The following is a 15,659-nucleotide window of genomic DNA, read 5'->3' as shown; positions in this document are numbered from 1 at the left end:
GCGGCTGTCCGGGTGCAGTGACGGGGTCGGGCATGGTCGGCGCCCGGCCTGCGCAGCGACAAGCACATATCAGCGCTTGATCTTAACCTATTCGGTCGCACGGTGGCTTGAATGGAGGCGGCTGGGCTGGGCGTGGCCAGGAAGGTCACGCCCAGCCCAGCAAATTGCGCTGCTAGATGTCCGCGCCGAGGTACCGCAGAGCGATGGCCGAGAGCACGCGGACGCCGACAGCGAGAGCGTCTTCGTCGGCGTCGAAGCGGGGATGATGCGGCGGGTAGATCATGCCCTTCTCGTCGTTACGAACGCCGAGTGAGACCATGCAGCCCGGGGCGCGTTCGAGGACGTAGGCGAAGTCCTCGCCGGCCATGATCGGCGCGCCGTGATGAACATGGTCAGCGCCCAGTAGCTCGACGCATGTGTCGGTCGCCAACTGCGTCATAGCCGGGTCGTTGACCATGGCAGGATAGCCGCGCAAATAGATCAGCTCGGCTTCGGCGCGGTGGGCCGCGGCGATAGCTGGCACCATCTCGTTCATGCGCTGCTGGATGAGGTCGCGGATCTCCGGGTTGTATGTTCGCACGGTGCCGGTGAGTTGCGCTGTCTGGGGGATGACGTTGCTAGCGGTTCCGGCGTGGAGGGTGCTGATTGTCACTACCGCGGTGTCGATGGGATTCACCTCTCGGCTGACGATCGACTGGAGCGCGATGAGGATCTGGGCGGCAACGTAGGTGGCATCGATGGTGGTGTGTGGGAAGGCGGCATGCCCACCCTTGCCCGTGACGTTGATCTCGATGGTATCGGCGGCTGCGGCGTGTGGCCCAGGGCCGGTTGACACGTGGCCGGCCGGGTGCTCAGTCGACACGTGAAGCGCGAACGCAGCATCCACTGGCGGGTTGTCGAGGATGCCGTCGTGGATCATTGCGACCGCGCCGCCAGCGCCCTCTTCCCCGGGCTGGAACATGAGCTTGACGGTGCCATCGAAGAGGTGGCTCATATTCTGGAGGATCTCTGCGACGCCCATCAGGATGGTCGTGTGGCAGTCGTGGCCGCATGCGTGCATCTTGCCGGGGTTGCGCGACTTGTACTCAACGTCGTTGATCTCGTCCATCGGCAGCGCGTCCATATCGGCGCGCAAGAGCACGCACTTGCCAGGGCCAGCGCCGCGTGTGCCGCGGATCTCCGCGAGGACGCCGGTGCCGCCGGTGATCGGGAAGGTCTTGATCTGGGCACGCTTGATCATTTCAGCGTCCATGTAGAGTGGCCGGCCGTCGCCGCCAACTCCCTTACGGAACGTGACGCCGGCCTCTTTCAGATGCTTCTGGACGAGCTCAGAGGTGGCAACCTCTTCGCAGAGCAACTCGGGGTTGACGTGGATCATGCGTCGTGTCTCGCGCAGCCATGCGTCGAGCTCCGGTGTGACGGTGATCGTTTCTGACAGCGACATACTCTACTCTCCCATTCTGTTTCCGGGTCATCAGCTGCCGATGCGGCGCGGCCCGAAGTCTGCTTCGCGCTCCGATTCCTCATCGATGCGCATGCCCGGCCCGACGAAGTCAAAGTGTGTCTTGAGAATCTTCGGAATGATGAACGTGTTCGTGCGGACAACCCCCGAGATTGTGCCGAGCTCCTTGGTCACGAAATCGTAGAGCTTCTCGACAGACTCCGCGTGAATCTGGAGTGAGATATCGCGGTCGCCTGTCGTCAAGCCGATGTAGCCGACCTCGGGCTTGGCCGCGATGAGGGACGCGACGCTCTGGATGCGGCCGGCTTCGACCTCGAGAAAGACGTCGGCGGTGACGGCATAGCCGACGGTGGATGGGACGATCGATGCAACCAGCCGAATCACCTTGTCGCTGACCAGCCGATCGATGCGAGCGCGCACAGTCCGCTCGGCGACGCCCAGTTGTCGCGCGATTTCGGCGCTGGACATCCGACCGTCATCCTGTAATCGCTTGATGATGGCGCGGTCGAGGATATCCACCGGTCGTGCCATCGAAGTGTCTCCTCACATGCGCTGGCTCGCCACGGACATCCGGGCGACCCGCGACGTTCAAACGATCGTGCTGATCCGGGCCATTGTAGCGCGGATAGCCAAAGGTGACAGCGCGGGGGTTACGAAGCTCAGGTCAGCCGCCCGTTTCCGGCCGCTGGCTCCAGGGATCGTCCCCGTCTGGCAGCCGGCCACCGAAGTGGCCATCCTCCACGACATCAGCGCGCTGGAGTTCGATAATCCGGTCGAGGAAGGCGGATGGGGACGTAATCTCCTCATGAAAGTGATAGCGAGCCATCGCGAAGTGCGCCTGCTGGCCCGGGTCGAAACGACCGCCGTGCATTGCGAGGCGAGCGAACTCGACGAGTCGCGGATCGTCGTCGGGCAGATCAAGAATGTAGATTGCGAATGCCTGGAGGCCGGCGGCGGAGCGCAGATTGCGCACGTCGCGGTCATATTCCTCGGCGCGAGCCTCACGCCAGCGGGCGAGCTCGTGGAGATAATCGGCAATCATCATCTGGATGGAAACCTCCACGTCGCCTCCCCTGGTCGATCCGGTACAACATCGCTGGCGGCCGACACGGGAGGCAGCCCGTGGATGAGAGAGCAGACGCACGCCGGATGGCCGGCAGTAGCCATACGGGTTGCTCCCAGCGGCGACCCTGGTGACCCCGCTGGGATTCGAACCCAGGACCCATGGATTAAAAGTCCACTGCTCTGCCGCTGAGCTACGGGGCCGCGGAAAGTATAGCATTGGCGTTCGGGCCATCTAGAGGCGAATGAAGGGGGCGGGATGCTGGTTGAAGCCGAGGCGTTGCGGTTGATCCAGGTGGCGGTCGAAAGGGTCGGCGGGCCGCGAGTCGTCGTGGGCAGCCCCCGGCACCCGTTCGCGCTGAACTCAACCGACGAGCAGGATGTCGAGGGGCAGACGGTCATCATTCATTATTCCGAGATGAGTAGCCCCGCGCTTGCTGAAGTCGCTGGTTGGATCTTCGAGGTGCGGGTAGACGAGTATGTGCTGATGCAGCGACCTCGACCGGGACGCTAGTGTCACGAGGGAAGCGCCTGGCTATCGCCGGAATGGCGTCCACCGCCATTAGCCTGGCTGGTTGGCGAGCACGGGCCCTCGCGCCGAGCGGAGCTGTGACGGCAACCGTCGTGGGAACGTCGATTCTCGGCCGGCTATCCTGGCCCGGCGGGGTGTTGCTCGGAGCGTTCTTCGTGTCTTCCAGTCTGCTCTCGCGGCTTTCGCCAGAGCAGGAAATCGCCGCAAGGGGCGGTCAGCGCGACATGATACAGGTGCTCGCCAATGGTGGTGTCGCGGCTGCCACGGCGATGGCATGTGACCGCCGGGCGTTGTTGACGGTAGCCGCGTCTCTCGCGGCAGCAACAGCCGACACCTGGGCAACGGAAATCGGGGCGACTTCGTCAGCCCGACCGCGCCTCATTGTTTCGCGGAGGCCGGTGGTCGCTGGGACTTCTGGCGGGGTAACAACACGCGGGTTATCTGGCGCTCTGGCAGGGGCCGGACTTCTCGGACTAACGACTGTTGCAGTTAGCAAGACATGGCCCCATGCCTGGCGCAATGGAGGTGTCGTCCTCCTGGCCGGCATGGCTGGGTCGCTGATGGATAGCGTGCTTGGCGAGCTAGTCCAGGAGCGCCGCTGGTGCCCGCGCTGCGAGAAGCCGACCGAGGCGAAGGTCCACCGTTGCGGTGAGTCGACGGTCGTTGTCGGCGGATGGCCGGGGATTTCCAACGACGTGGTGAACGTCCTCTGCACGTTCTCGGGCGCACTCGTCGGAGGTACTCTCGGTCGATAGACGATGGCCTGACCTGTTTCAGATCGGTTGATGGCGGCGAACGTCGTCAGCCGCCCCGCGCCGCGCGGGCTGCGAGAGCAGCGCTCCACATGATATCGATCGGCGCTGGCTGGCCGGTCCAGAGCTCGAACGAGCGAGCGCCCTGGTGGACGAGCATCGGTAGGCCGTCGATCGTTGCGAGGCCGGCCGCGCGGGCAGCGCGCAGGTACGGAGTCTCGCGATAGGTCAGGTCGTAGGCGATTGCCGCCGGAGGCATGACGCCGAAGGCCGCGGGGTCGAGCGGTAGATCGTGTCCCTGCCAGCCGATCGATGTCGCGTTGACGATCAGGCCGGCATCGGATGCGAGTGCCTGCGCCTGATTGGACGTCGCAGACCTGACGCGGTCGTCACCCAACGCCGCGGCGAGGTGTTCCGCCCGAGCGATGGTTCGGTTGAGGACATGGATGCGGCGAACGCCCGCGTTGAGCAGCGCAACAACAATCCCTCGGGCGGCGCCGCCAGCGCCGAGCACAATCGCGTCCAACTCCTCGAATCGAACCTCGCGTTCCCGCAACGGCACAACGAAGCCGTGGATGTCGGTGTTGTCGCCAAATAGACGGCCGTTGCGCGGGACGATCGTGTTGACCGCGCCCGCCCGGAGAGCCAGATCGCTGACGTCGTCCATAGCGGCGAACACTGCCTCTTTGTGTGGGACAGTGACGTTCGCGCCGAGCGCGCGACCTGCGCGAAGATCGTCAAGCCGGCCTGGCAGTGCCGCTAGCGGTGTCGGCCAGAGCTCGTAGCGAATGTCCAGACCAAGCGAATCGAGCGCAGGCTGCTGGAAGAAAGGCGAAAGCGAGTGTTCGACCGGATCTCCGATCAGCCCGATGCGGCGACTGTCTGACACCGACTCAGTGTCCCTTCACGTACTTGTCGACGTTCTGTTGGTGCTCTTCGGCTGTGACGGCAAATGCGTGGGAGCCGTCGCCACGCGCGACGAAGTAGAGGTAGTTTGTCTGGGCCGGCCGAAGTGCGGCCTCGATTGATGCGAGGCCCGGATTGCAGATTGGGCCCGGTGGCAGGTCGGGGTTGAGGTACGTGTTGTAGCGCCCGTTCTGTTGAATGTCGTCGGGGGTCAGTTCCGGCCACCAGTTTCCTGGTCGCCCGAGCTCGAACTGCACGGTTGGATCTGCCTGAAGTGGCATCCCTTGCTCGATGCGGTTGTAGTAGACCGATGCAATGATCGGCCGCTCTTCCGGCAAAACCGCCTCGCGTTCGATGATCGAGGCTATCGTGATGACCTGGTGAAGCGTGAGACCCATCTGGTCGGTTTCGGTGATGGTTTCAGGATGGACGCGCTCCTGGAACGTATTGAGCAGCGTCGTCAGGACATCCTCCGGGCTTGAGTCGAGCCGGAAATTGTACGTGTCGGGAAAGAGATAGCCCTCCAGCGCAACTCCACTCGGTCGGGTGTGGAGGAATGCGAACTTGTCGTTCCACTTCTGCTCGCGAGTCGCCGTCATGAAGTCATCGGCGGAAGCAATGACATGCGCGTTGGTGAGCGCCTCTACGTACTGCTCGGTGCGCCAACCCTCGACGAAGCGAACCTGAACCTCCTGAGCGAGCGCAGCCTCGCGAGAGGTGATGAGATGGATGATCTGCGTCGTCGACATCGTCGAATCGATCCGATAGCGGCCGGCAATGATGTCGCTGCCGAGGCCGGCGATGCGAACCCGAAAGCGAAAGTACGCGGGCGAGCGGATCAGCCCGTCGGTCTTGAGGCGGTCGGCGATAGAATCTACTGATTCGCCCTGATCGACGGTGAAATAGACGCTCTCTCCGGTCGTCGTGTCCGGGTTGTCGAGGGCGCGCACGATGATGATCTGGGTGACAAAGACAATCGCCAGGGCGAGGACGATAACGGAGCCGATCACGATGAGTTGCCGGGTGCGTGATGTCACAAATGTATCCAGTTTCAGGGGTAGTCCCGCAGGCGGGTGTAGCCGATGGGGGCAGACTCGAGCGTATGGCAGATAGCGGGGGAAGTCTAGCACGGACGAACGGAGCGACCGATGCGCGCGTCTCCGAGGGGAGCAACGTGCGTGCGCTGACACCGGGGCTGCGCGTCGTTGTCATTCTGGGCGCGACGGCGACCGGCAAGACTGCTTTGGCGCTTAAGGTGGCCGAATCGGTCGGCGGGGAGATTATCAACGCTGATTCGCGCTACTTCTACCGGGGCATGGATATTGGCACCGCCAAGCCGACTGTCGCGGAACAGATGCGCGTGCCGCACCATCTGATCGATATTCTCGAGCCGACCGAGCCATTCTCGCTGGGTCGCTTTCTGACGCTCGTCAATGGGACTGTCGAGGAGGTCGCTGGGCGAGGCCACGCTCCGATCGTGACCGGCGGGACCCCACAGTACCTGCGCGCGTTTCTCGAGGGATGGCGGCCACCCGAAGTGCCGCCGAACGAGGAGTTGCGAGTGAGGCTCGAAGACCTCTCGACGGAGGCGCTTTGCGAGAGGTTGATCGAGAAGGACCCGGTGTCGGCGGGGCGCATTGGGCGGCACAATCGGCGTCGAATGATTCGAGCGCTGGAAGTGAGCGAGACACTGGGCCGGCCGATGAGTGAGGTGAGCGCGAGCCATGCTCCCCCGTGGCGGTTTCTGATCATCGGGCTTCGGAGCGATCGCGAACTTCTCTATGAACGTATCGATCGGCGGGTCGAGGCGATGCACGCAGCGGGCTGGCTTGACGAGGTCGTCCGGCTGAGAGATCGCGGCGTAACGGCGGCGACACCAGCGATGAGCGCGCATGGCTACCGAGAGACGTTGGCGGTACTGGATGGGACATTGCAGATCGGCGAGGCGATTCGGCAGACACAGACGATGGTGCACGCCTATGTTCGCCACCAGGAGACGTGGTTCCGACGCTTCGTCGACGTCCAGTGGCTCGATAGTTCGGTGGACGGTTTCGACGACGTGGCAGTGCGGATGACGCGCGAATTTCTGACGGAACGCCAGTAGCCGGCGGCGGATCCAGAGCCGCGGAACAGGTTGAGTATCGCGGTCCGAGCCAGTCGCGGCGTTGCCGGAGTTCGCCGCGCGCGTCGGTGAGCAGCGCTGGCAGTGCGGCCATCGATCGTGTGCCGCCGGTCCTTCGCTGCCTGGCGGGCGGATCGGCAGCGAAGGACGTAAGGAATCCCGTGGCTGTCTGGCAGAAGCCTCAGCCCGGCTGGGCCTGGTGCGGATGCAGGTCGACGGCCTTACCGGTCGCTGCCGATTGCTGCACAGCATTCCAGACGGCGCGAAGGTCGTCGCCGTCGAGCCAACGGCCTGCCGTGGCGCGCCGGTCGATAAGCGCCAGACACCGTTCGGCAAGATCCTCCCACCATGGCCATACCATGGCTTCGTTCCCGAGCGGCTCGACACGAATCCCCTGCGTTGTCGGCTCGGCGCGCAACACCTGGTTGGAACCAGTCACCTCGACCAGCAGCTCGCGTGCGGACGCCCCGGCTGAAGCGAGCGCCTCGATCGTGACGATGGCGTCGTTGGCGAGCCGGAGCGTGATGAACCATGCGTCGTTTTCGCCAAACAGCGACGCCCGGGTTGCCCAGACACGCGCGACCGGGTCAGGAAGAAGATCCCGGCATACGGCGAGGACTGGGCCGACACCGCCGGCGATAAGCGCTTCCGGCGACGAACCGCGAGGAATACGCATGCTGGCGTAGCATCCGTAGACGCTCCCGACCTCACCCTCGGCGATCGCGCGTTGAATTTCCTCAACGGCCTCAAAGGCGGTGAAGAATGGGACAACGTGTCGGATTGATGAGGCATAGACGCCGGGACCGACGCCGATGGCGTCGGCGGGGGCGTCGCCTGCTTCAGTCGCGATCGTGAGCGGATGGTTTGTATCGACATAACGGGCCGCGTGCCGCAGCAGGCGGGCGAGGCCCGTATCGCCGAGGATCGTCCAGCCAGCATTACCCGACATGCGGTTCCTCTTTCAGCGCCAGCGGCAACGAGACGGGAGCGCCGGTCTGGCTCGATCGTACTGCGGCGACCGAGAGCTCGATCGCGCCACGGGCCTGTTCAGCGGGCATCGGCACTGCGTCGTCTTCGCGGATCGCCCGGACAAAGCCGGCCAACTCGGTGGCATAGGCCGAATCGACGTGAAGTAGCGTGCCGAAGTTCAGCGGCTGGCTCAAGCCTCGATCGTCGGCAACGGTGAACGGCGCCATCAGTGGGTCGGTGGCGCGGATACGCCCGTTTGTGCCGAGGACCTCCATCATGTGGAAGTACGGGAATCCGCGCGGGAGCTGGTTGACAACCTCGGCCGCCGCGATCGCGCCACCTTCGAAGGTGACGGTGTAGGAGATCATGTCCGGGACTTCGGCGCCCGGCTCGGTGATGCGCGCTTCTGCGAACACCGACACCGGCGCGCGGCCGACGAACCAGCGAGCAAGATCAGTCTCATGGACGGCATTGGTGAGCGCGGCGCCCTGTGAGTAGGCGGCCATTGTGAGCCATGGCTTGCCTTCGTCCGGAGTCCAGTAGCCAGTCCCGAGCCGCAGCCCATCGTACATCGCGCGTGGCCGGCGTTCGTTCTCCCGGACGTAGCGCACCTCGCCGAGATCGCCACGATCGATGGCCGCGCGAATCTGCTGGTAGCGACCCGTGAAGCGGCGGGAGTGACCGATCATGAGCTTGACGCCCGCGCGGTTGCAGGCGTCGATCATCCGGTCGGCCTCTGCGACGCTGGCGGCCATCGGCTTCTCGCAAAAAACATGAAGCCCCGCTGCAGCGGCCGCCTCAGTCTGCTCGGCGTGAAGGAATTCAGGAGTACAGATATCAACGAAGTCGAGGTCACCGCGAGCCAGGAGCTCGTGGTAATCGGCGTAGTGCGCCTCTGCGCCGAACTCTCGGGCGGCGCGCTCGGCGTTTTCGACGCGGATATCGGCGATTGCGACGAGCTCGACCTCGTCACGAAGCCGGCGAATAGCCGGAAGGTGCGCGCTAAACGCGATCGTTCCGGCTCCGATCAGGCCGACCCGCAGTTTCGTGTAACTTGCCATCGATCAGAACCTCCTCGTCCCATAGTGGACAGGGTCGCGATCATATCCGATCCGCGTACACTTGGCGCATGAGCTCGACCGCACTTCACGATCCCGACACCCGCCAGCGTTTACTGAGCTGGTATCGCACAAACCATCGACGGCTGCCGTGGCGCGCGACGCATGACCCGTACCGGATCATGGTCTCCGAAGTCATGCTTCAGCAAACGCAGGCAGATCGCGTCGTGCCGAAATATCACGAGTTTCTGGCGTATTTCCCGGATCTGCAGGCGCTGGCTGCCGCGCCGGCCGGCGAGGTGATTCGCGCCTGGTCGGGCCTGGGTTACAACCGCCGGGCTGTGAATCTCCAGCGCGCTGCGCGCGCCGTGGTGGACGACTACGGCGGGCAGATGCCGCGCGACGTGGATGTGTTGCGACGTCTACCGGGTATTGGGCCATATACGGCCGGCGCAATCGCCTGCTTCGCCTTTCGCCAGGACGTGGGCTTCGCCGACACGAACATCCGGCGGGTTCTCCACCGTGTTATTGCTGGACCGGAATTGCCGGAACCCTCGATAACACCAGGCGAGTTAGCACGGCTCGCCCAGGATCTCGTGCCTCCGGGTCAGGGGTATGAGTGGAACCAGGCGTTGATGGAGCTTGGCGCGACAATCTGTAGGTCGCGGAGTGCCAACTGCGATGCTTGCCCATTGGCCGGCGTATGCCGAGCGCGGCCGACGATCGCCGATGTGTTGACCACCGAGCTGCGGCGTTCGGCAAAGCGCGAGCCTCGTTTCGAGACGACCAATCGTTACGTGCGCGGCCGGATTATCGACATCCTGCGCGGAGCGCCCATTGGCGGCTATTCCGCAGCAGAAGTTGTCGCGAGGATGCCGATCGGCAAAGACACGCCCGACCTTGAGCGAGTGGCTGGATTGCTGGAGGTGCTGACCATTGAAGGAATGGCGGATCGCGAACGTCAGGTCAGCGAAGACGGGCCGGCATACGACGGCCTGGCCACTGACGCCAGCGACCGGTTTCGTCTGCCCGGGTGACGGGCCGGTCACCATACGCAGACTGCCTGCCGTCATCGACATTCCTCAGACACCAAGTGAGCACGACAAGCGCCGGGCAATCCGCCCGGCGCTTGTCGTGATGCGAGGAGGCGAGCCTACTTGCCGCTATCTGGCGAGGGGCTCAGTGCAGTGATCTTGAGTGGCAGGCCGAAGAGGGTAATGAAGCCCTCGGCGTCGGCGTGGTCGTAGTCGGCGCTTGCGCCGAAGGTGGCGAAGTCCTCGGAGTACAGCGAATAGGGCGAGCGACGGCCGGTGATGGTCGCGTTGCCCTTGTAGAGCCTGACACGAACGTCGCCGCTGACACGCTTCTGGGTGACGTTCACCAAGGCGTCGATCGCCTCGCGGAGTGGGGTAAACCAGAGGCCGTCGTAGACGAGCTCGGCGTACCGCTGGGCTGCGAGGTCCTTGTAGTGCAACGTCTGACGATCGAGCGTGATCGCCTCGATCTCCTTGTGGGCGACTGAGAGAATGGTTGCGCCGGGCTGCTCGTAGATACCACGGCTCTTCATGCCGACGAGCCGGTTCTCGACCAGATCGATTCGACCGACGCCGTGCTTCCCACCGAGCTCGTTCAATGTATTTACGATCTCGACTGGTCCGAGCAGTTGGCCATCGACCGAGACGGGCGTGCCCTGGTCGAAGCTGACCGTGATCTCTTCGGCCTTGTCGGGAGCATCCTCAGGCGCAACGGTGATGCCAAAGATGTCGGCCGGCGGCTCGAGCCAGGGATCTTCGAGCTGGCCGCCCTCGTGGGAGAAGTGCCAGAGGTTGCGGTCCCGCGAGTAGATGTTCTCCTTGGACTGGCGAATCGGGATCTCGTGCATGCGAGCATATTCGATGGCGTCCTCGCGGGAATGAATGTCCCACTCACGCCAGGGGGCGATGACGGCCATCTCGGGGGCCAGAGCCTGGTATGTCAACTCGAAACGAACCTGATCATTACCCTTGCCGGTGCAGCCGTGGGCGAGCGCATCGGCTCCCTCCAGCTTTGCGACGGCGACCTGATGGGCGGCGATTACTGGCCGCGCGAAGCTGGTGCCGAGTAGATACTTGCGCTCGTAGAGCGCGCCGGCGCGCAGCGTCGGAAAGGCGTAGTCGGTGATGAACTCCTCTTTGAGGTCCCGGACATAGAGTTTGGACGCGCCGCTCTGGAGCGCCTTTTCCTCGAGACCATCGAGCTCGGCCTCCTGGCCGACGTCGGCGGCAAATGCGATGACCTCGCCGCCGTAGTTCTCCTTGAGCCAGGGGATGATGATCGATGTGTCAAGCCCACCGGAGTAGGCGAGGACCGTCTTGGTGACCTGGGGTTTCTTTGACATCGAGCTGGATCTCCTTTAGCCATTGCGGATCGCGCAAGATAACGGGCATGCCTTCCTCACGGGACGGCGAGGCGAATCGCCTCTTCCTCCTGAGCCGGATTACGTCCTGGAGATCCTGCTGCGTCACCAGAAAGGCTCCGATCCGCGCTGAAACACGCCGCGGTGACGCTACCATGAGGTATCTCCGGGCGTCAATTCAGAGCCGCCGCAGCGTGGCAGAACGGATTGCGAGAAGCGCGGCCAGCGCTGACGAAATCAGCGCGCCAGAGGCGATCGCGATTGGCGCACCGACGAGTCCCGCGGCCGCGCCCATTGGCAGCGCGCCGACTGGCATCAGTCCCCAGGTCAGCATGTAGACGCCCATAACCCGGCCGCGGATGTCGTCGTCGACGTTCAGCTGAAGGAGGGCGTTGTTGAGCGACATATAGGCCGAGCCACTCAGGCCGGCCAGCATCAGCATCGCCATCGAAAGCCAGACCGAGGTTGAGAAGGCAAAGACGATGATGACTGCGCCATAGGCGATGGTGGCAAGCAACATGAATAGTCCGCGCCACGGCAGATGGGTGGCGTTGGCAACCAGGAGCGCTCCGGCGACTGCGCCGACACCACTGGCGGCCATCAGAAGACCAAGTCCCTGCGGCCCGATCGCGAGGATGTCTCGCGCATAGACCGGTAGCAGCTGCATGTAGGGAAAGACCGTCAGGGTCGGAATGGTTGCCAGGATCATCAGGTCGCGAAGAACGGGGTTGCGCCAGATGTAGCGCACGCCATCGAGCACGCCACCTCGATTGGAGGGAGCAACACGGCCCCCAGCAACCTGCGCGGAGATCATGAAGGAGAGACCGAGCGCCAGGCCAAGCAGACCCGCCTGAAACGCGAATGCGCCGCCTAGGCCGACGAGGCCGATGATCGCGCCAGCCACCGATGGACCGATGACACGGGTTGCATTCTGGCCGGCGGAGTTGAGCGCGATCGCGGCCGGAAGGTCGATACGTTCAACGGTGTCGGCAACGATGACCTGGCGGGTGGTGTTATTGACGGTCATCATGATGCCGTTGATGAACGCCGCGGTAAGCAACAACCCCGGCTCAGCTCGACCCATGACGATGACAACGGTGAGAGCGATGCCCAACGCTGCGAGCACTGCCTGACAGACAATCAGGATCCGTCGCCGATCGACCCGATCGATCAGAATTCCGGCTGGAATCGAGAAGAGCAGGATCGGGATTCCCCCGGCGAAACCCACCATGCCGACCCAGAACTCGGAGTTCGTGAGGTCGAGCATGAGCCAACCGAGAGCGATCTGGAGAACCCACTGCCCGCCCTGTGTCCCGAGCGTTCCATACCAGAGCAGACGGTAGTCGCGATAGACACGGAGTAGCGCAATGACACCGGATCGACGGGGCTCGTCGATCCGATTGTCCTGCCCCGTTGGGAGCGAGGTCGCAGTGCTGGAATCGGCCACGTGTGTCCCTTATGAGGCTGGAAGACGATCCGTGTCATCCGCGCCCGGCGGCGGAGAATCATACTACGTGCTCGGCGCTTCCGGATCTATCGTGCTCGGGATGCATCGACGAGGAGAAACGTGAGAGCGATTCCGCAGATGAGCGCGAGCGGCGCGGCCTGGCCGAGCGCGGCATCCGCTTTGGCGCCAAGGCCAAAGCCGACCAACAGCGCGACGACGAGGATGCAGGTTGCGAAAACGGTCATCAGGGCGATCTGGCGAGTGACCTGCTGCGACATCGAGTGGACTCCTGGCGCTAGAACAAACGAGCCGAACAAATGTACGTACATAGTAGAACGATTGTTCGACTGTGTCAAGCACAGCGAGAATCCACCAGCAAACGATCGCTGGTCTTGCGGCGTGGTGCGCCGAGGCCTCAGTGCAGACGGATGTTCGAGCGAGTATGGAGGCGTCCCTGCCGGGCCACGAGCGTCATGGAATACGGGATCTGTCCGGTCAGAACGCGCGCACGGGCCACATGCCGCGTGGCTGGCTACGGATGGTGTCGATATCGGCTGCGACCATGTCGGCGACCATCTGCTCGAAGCTCGTCGCGGGTTCCCAGCCTAGCTCGCGCCGCGCCTTTTCGGGATTGCCGACCAGTAGGTCCACTTCCGCCGGTCGCAGGAAGCGGTCGTCGATAACGACATGATCCTCCCAGTTGAGGTCGGCGGCGTCGAATGCGATCTCGCAGAGTCTACGGACGGTGTGCGTTCGGCCAGTGGCGACGACAAAGTCGGATGGACTGTCCTGCTGGAGCATGAGCCACATCGCGCGGACGTAGTCGCCAGCGAATCCCCAGTCGCGCTGGGCGTCGAGGTTGCCCAGTGCAAGACTCGTGGCCAGCCCCTCGCGAATGAGGGCGACGCCATGGGTGATCTTGCGCGACACGAACTCGATGCCACGACGCGGGCTTTCGTGGTTGAAGAGTATCCCGGAGGACGTGAAGAGATCGTACGACTCGCGGTAGTTGACTGTAATCCAGTGTCCATAGACTTTCGAGACGCCGTACGGCGAACGAGGATAGAACGAGGTGGTCTCCGTCTGTGGCACTTCCTGGACCTTGCCGAACATCTCTGATGAGGATGCCTGATAGAAGCGCGCATCGGGCTTGGCAAGGCGGACCGCCTCAAGCATGCGTGTAACGCCGAGCGCGGTGAATTCACCGGTGAGGACCGGCTGCTGCCAGGAGGTGGGGACGAACGACTGGGCGGCGAGGTTGTAGACCTCGTCCGGCTGATACTCCTGGACGAGACTGATGAGTGAGAGCTGGTCGAGCAGATCGCCGTGAACGAGCTCGATCTGGTCCATCAGGTGGGCGATGCGGCCGACTGTCTCGGTGCTGGTGCGGCGCATCATGCCAACGACGCGATACCCCTCTGACAGCAGGAGCTCGGCAAGGTAGGAGCCGTCCTGGCCCGTAATCCCGGTGATGAGCGCCGTCTTCATTCCCTGCTTCAACCTGTTTCGTCCTTCATCACGCGATGGCTGGCAAACGTGCCCGCATCGGATGATAGACTGCGCCGCGAGCGAAACCAAACGAACGATGATCGGGACGCCGCGTGATGACCAACGGGTTGACCGAGCTAACGCTGGCCCGAGTATGGCAGGAAGGGCTGCTGGCCGGTGAGATGCGCACGGTCGACGGCCGCCGTCTACAGGTGATCTATCGTGGTGTCTGGACGTATTCTGACGGCCCCGATTTTCGAGACGCGATGATCGAGCTGGATGGCGCGCTACTGCGCGGCGCGATCGAGCTCCACCTCCGAGCGTCTGACTGGCGCCGGCATCGGCATCAGCAGGACCCGGCGTACGACGATGTCATGCTCCACGGCGTGCTGGACGACGATCTCCCGACAGAAGTTGCCGGTCCAGCGGGGCGGCGCATCGCGACGATCAGGCTTCGCGACTACCTCCAGAGCCCGGTGGGAAGGTTGTGGGACGACGTTACGGGTGTCGCGCTAGGCCCGGTCGGCGGGATGCCGTGTCTCCCGACCCTGGCCGGCGGGCGCGAGGATCTGATCCACGATGTATTGCGGCGCGAGGGCTGGAAGCGATTGGTCGACAAGCAGCTCGGGTTCGCGCAGGCGATGGAAGCGATCCCACCGGGGGAGGCGCTCAAGCGTGGGTTGCTCGATTCCCTGGGCTTCACCCGCAACCGAGTCGGGATGGAGGCAGTCGCCGACCGCGCGCCGCTCGTAGCGCTGGAGCAGGCAGCAGCCGCCGGGCTGGCGGAAGCGCGAGGAATGCTGCTGTCGATCGCCGGGTTCCTGCCGCTGGCGCCGGCCCACGCGATGCTGGCTGACCTGACGCCGGCGGACGCCGCTGCAGCGGAGCAGGCTGGGGCCGATCTCACGCGAGACTGGCGGCTCGACCGGGTCGAGGGCGGAGTGTGGGTGCTGAATCGAGTCCGGCCGGCCAATCATCCGGTGCGCCGGTTGGCGGCGTTCGCGGATATCCTCCGTGTGGCCGCGACCGATGGTCTGCTCGGGACGATGCTGGCGATTCCGGTCGATCGTCCAGATGCATGGCGTCGTTGGTTGCTGGCGGCGTCCCCGAGGCTGGGGCGATCGAGGGCGGATCAGATCGCGGTGAATGTTCTCGCGCCGTTTTTCGCCGCCTTCGCGAACTCGGGGGGTGATGACGACCTAGCAGAGCGCATCGGTGAATTATGGGAGCGACTCCCGGGCACAATCGACGATCGCGTTGCGCGGGAGACTCATGCGCAGATTTGCGGTAACGCGCCATTGCCGATCCGGCTGGCGATCGAGGTACAGGGGCTGCATCGAATCGGACGGGAGGGCTGCCGCCTCCTGCGTTGCTTTGATTGCCCCATTGCGCTATTGGCGGCGACGCACGAGCCGGACAGTCGCAGACTCGGGCTGCCGAAAGCGCCGCTTCCCGCTGAATGATGG

Annotated in this window: 16 protein-coding genes and 1 tRNA gene; 5 read left to right on the top strand and 12 right to left on the bottom strand. The window is 63.9% G+C overall.

Going from position 1 to position 15,659, the window contains the following annotated elements; translation table 11 throughout:
- Nucleotides 1–172: 172 nt before the first annotated feature.
- The 4 genes from V9F06_10870 to V9F06_10855 form a co-directional block, all read right to left on the bottom strand.
- Nucleotides 173–1,444, bottom strand: a complete 1,272-nt coding sequence (locus tag V9F06_10870; protein MEI2618103.1) for a M20 family metallopeptidase — start codon at nt 1,442–1,444, stop codon at nt 173–175.
- Nucleotides 1,445–1,474: 30 nt separating this feature from the next.
- Nucleotides 1,475–1,993: an Lrp/AsnC family transcriptional regulator gene (locus V9F06_10865; protein MEI2618102.1), complete on the bottom strand. Its 519-nt coding sequence runs from the start codon at nt 1,991–1,993 to the stop codon at nt 1,475–1,477.
- A 133-nt stretch (nt 1,994–2,126) separates the two neighbouring features.
- Nucleotides 2,127–2,525, bottom strand: a complete 399-nt coding sequence (locus V9F06_10860; GenBank protein ID MEI2618101.1) for a hypothetical protein — start codon at nt 2,523–2,525, stop codon at nt 2,127–2,129.
- Between the two features lie 128 nt (nt 2,526–2,653).
- Nucleotides 2,654–2,728 (bottom strand) — tRNA-Lys (locus V9F06_10855).
- 55 nt (nt 2,729–2,783) lie between these two features.
- Here V9F06_10855 and V9F06_10850 point away from each other — a divergent pair.
- Together V9F06_10850 and V9F06_10845 are read left to right on the top strand one after the other, a co-directional pair.
- The gene (locus tag V9F06_10850) at nt 2,784–3,038 is read left to right on the top strand and encodes a protein-L-isoaspartate o-methyltransferase 1 (protein ID MEI2618100.1); all 255 of its coding nucleotides are present in this window, start codon (nt 2,784–2,786) and stop codon (nt 3,036–3,038) included.
- Between the two features lie 32 nt (nt 3,039–3,070).
- Nucleotides 3,071–3,811, top strand: coding sequence for a DUF92 domain-containing protein (locus tag V9F06_10845; protein MEI2618099.1), 741 nt, complete (start codon nt 3,071–3,073; stop codon nt 3,809–3,811).
- Nucleotides 3,812–3,857: 46 nt separating this feature from the next.
- Here V9F06_10845 and aroE read toward each other — a convergent pair whose 3' ends face one another.
- Together aroE and mltG are read right to left on the bottom strand one after the other, a co-directional pair.
- Nucleotides 3,858–4,697 carry a shikimate dehydrogenase gene (gene aroE / locus V9F06_10840; GenBank protein ID MEI2618098.1) on the bottom strand — a complete coding sequence of 280 codons (840 nt, stop codon included), beginning with the start codon at nt 4,695–4,697 and terminating at the stop codon, nt 3,858–3,860.
- Between the two features lie 4 nt (nt 4,698–4,701).
- Nucleotides 4,702–5,751: an endolytic transglycosylase MltG gene (gene mltG, locus V9F06_10835; GenBank protein MEI2618097.1), complete on the bottom strand. Its 1,050-nt coding sequence runs from the start codon at nt 5,749–5,751 to the stop codon at nt 4,702–4,704.
- A gap of 137 nt (nt 5,752–5,888) precedes the next feature.
- On the opposite strand from mltG, the gene miaA reads away from it, so the two are divergent.
- Nucleotides 5,889–6,818: a tRNA (adenosine(37)-N6)-dimethylallyltransferase MiaA gene (miaA, locus tag V9F06_10830; protein MEI2618096.1), complete on the top strand. Its 930-nt coding sequence runs from the start codon at nt 5,889–5,891 to the stop codon at nt 6,816–6,818.
- 199 nt (nt 6,819–7,017) lie between these two features.
- Here miaA and V9F06_10825 read toward each other — a convergent pair whose 3' ends face one another.
- Nucleotides 7,018–7,785 carry a hypothetical protein gene (locus tag V9F06_10825; protein ID MEI2618095.1) on the bottom strand — a complete coding sequence of 256 codons (768 nt, stop codon included), beginning with the start codon at nt 7,783–7,785 and terminating at the stop codon, nt 7,018–7,020.
- Nucleotides 7,775–8,866 carry a Gfo/Idh/MocA family oxidoreductase gene (locus V9F06_10820; GenBank protein ID MEI2618094.1) on the bottom strand — a complete coding sequence of 364 codons (1,092 nt, stop codon included), beginning with the start codon at nt 8,864–8,866 and terminating at the stop codon, nt 7,775–7,777. The genes V9F06_10825 and V9F06_10820 overlap by 11 nt, the downstream gene beginning before the upstream one ends.
- 68 nt (nt 8,867–8,934) lie before the next feature.
- Here V9F06_10820 and V9F06_10815 point away from each other — a divergent pair, with 68 nt between their 5' ends.
- A complete protein-coding gene (locus tag V9F06_10815; GenBank protein MEI2618093.1) occupies nt 8,935–9,900 on the top strand; it encodes an A/G-specific adenine glycosylase in 966 nt (321 codons plus the stop codon).
- Nucleotides 9,901–10,016: 116 nt separating this feature from the next.
- Here V9F06_10815 and V9F06_10810 read toward each other — a convergent pair whose 3' ends face one another.
- From V9F06_10810 to gmd, 4 genes are all read right to left on the bottom strand, one after another.
- The gene (locus V9F06_10810) at nt 10,017–11,240 is read right to left on the bottom strand and encodes an argininosuccinate synthase (protein ID MEI2618092.1); all 1,224 of its coding nucleotides are present in this window, start codon (nt 11,238–11,240) and stop codon (nt 10,017–10,019) included.
- Nucleotides 11,241–11,436: 196 nt separating this feature from the next.
- Nucleotides 11,437–12,705, bottom strand: a complete 1,269-nt coding sequence (locus V9F06_10805; GenBank protein MEI2618091.1) for an MFS transporter — start codon at nt 12,703–12,705, stop codon at nt 11,437–11,439.
- Nucleotides 12,706–12,791: 86 nt separating this feature from the next.
- Nucleotides 12,792–12,983 (bottom strand): hypothetical protein, encoded by a 192-nt coding sequence (locus V9F06_10800; GenBank protein MEI2618090.1) that lies wholly within the window; start codon nt 12,981–12,983, stop codon nt 12,792–12,794.
- Nucleotides 12,984–13,200: 217 nt separating this feature from the next.
- Entirely contained in the window at nt 13,201–14,205 is a 1,005-nt protein-coding gene (gmd, locus tag V9F06_10795) for a GDP-mannose 4,6-dehydratase (protein ID MEI2618089.1), read from the bottom strand.
- 104 nt (nt 14,206–14,309) lie between these two features.
- On the opposite strand from gmd, the gene V9F06_10790 reads away from it, so the two are divergent.
- Nucleotides 14,310–15,656 (top strand): DUF2851 family protein, encoded by a 1,347-nt coding sequence (locus V9F06_10790; GenBank protein MEI2618088.1) that lies wholly within the window; start codon nt 14,310–14,312, stop codon nt 15,654–15,656.
- Nucleotides 15,657–15,659: the final 3 nt, after the last annotated feature.

Source organism: Thermomicrobiales bacterium (genome assembly GCA_037045155.1).
Taxonomy (GTDB): Bacteria; Chloroflexota; Chloroflexia; order Thermomicrobiales; family CFX8; genus JAMLIA01.
This window is presented reverse-complemented; position numbering and strand designations above follow the sequence as displayed.